The 1,023-nt window shown below is 63.1% G+C and carries 3 protein-coding genes; all 3 read right to left on the bottom strand.

Annotation, left to right across the window (positions count from 1 at the left end):
- On the bottom strand, window positions 1-220 hold a 220-nt coding region (locus H097_RS22800), incomplete at its 3' end, for a phage virion morphogenesis protein (protein WP_032862630.1).
- Window positions 210-656, bottom strand: coding sequence for a phage tail protein (locus tag H097_RS22795; RefSeq protein WP_032862629.1), 447 nt, complete (start codon window positions 654-656; stop codon window positions 210-212). The genes H097_RS22800 and H097_RS22795, both read right to left, overlap by 11 nt.
- A partial coding sequence (locus H097_RS22790; RefSeq protein WP_032862628.1) for a head completion/stabilization protein occupies window positions 653-1,023 on the bottom strand: 371 nt, incomplete at its 5' end. The genes H097_RS22790 and H097_RS22795, both read right to left, overlap by 4 nt.

Raw genomic sequence — 1,023 nt, 5'->3', positions numbered from 1 at the left:
CCATCTTCTTTTTGCCCTTGCTCGATCCCTTGCGGGCCTCGAAAGGTGAACCGTCCAGGTTCTGCTGATCGCGCACGCGCTTACGGCTCATGGTCCGCACGCGCTTGGTCACGTTGTTGAGCAAACGCCGGCGCAACTGCGGCGGCAGACTCAGCAGCGCCAGTTGCTCGCGCACGCCCAGGTAGCCCCGGGCGTCCAGCTCCAGAGTGCTACGCGCCATGATCGACCTCGCCCTGTTCGGCGGTCCAAAGATCGAACGGGATAAACGCCCAGGTCTTGCCGAACGCCTCGATCTCGCCGGTGGGGTCTTCGGCCAGGTATTGCGGCTCGATGAATTCCAGGGACAGCTCCACGTCGAAGGTGTCGGCGTCCAGGGGCTCAACAGCGAACAGCGGCGCCGGCAGATCGTGGCGGTGCCGGTCGGGGTCGTGGGTTTCCAGCCAACTGGCGACCAGGGCCATCAGCCTGGCTGGATGGTCGGTGAAACGCTCCAGGGCAAACACGGCGCGATAACGCATGTCAGACATGTGCAGGCCGTCGCGGTCGGGTTTCCAGATCAGTTCCAGGCTGACCTGTTCGGTCCAGCTGTCGAACTGCTCAGGCTCCACCAGTCGGCGTTCCATCAGGTAGGCGGTCAACGCCTTGAGCTGGATCACAGCAGGGCCGCCGTGATGCGGCCACGGCCCTGCAGGGCACGAACGGCCTGCTGGCTGAAAGCGAGAAAGGTTTCCGCCCGCTCCGGGGCTTCCTTGCCGGTGTTCTCGGCGCTTTCACGGCGTGTAACGGTGGCGAACTGCGTTAACGCGCTCGCCTTTGCGCGGCAGTACACAGCGCGTTTGTACAGCTTGACCTGGAAAGTGCGTTCCGGCAGTACGGTAGAGTCCGCGGACTCAACACTGCGCACGCCTGCGCCTTTCCATCGTTCTTTACACCGCACAAGGTCGTAATTGACCTCGACCATGGCCGTGTAAATTGCGTCGGCCAGCAGCTCTACCAGGTACTCCGCCGGCAGGCGTTGTTCTT

It is taken from the genome of Pseudomonas sp. FH4 (assembly GCF_000510915.2).
In the GTDB taxonomy this organism is placed as follows: domain Bacteria; phylum Pseudomonadota; class Gammaproteobacteria; order Pseudomonadales; family Pseudomonadaceae; genus Aquipseudomonas; species Aquipseudomonas brenneri.
This window is presented reverse-complemented; position numbering and strand designations above follow the sequence as displayed.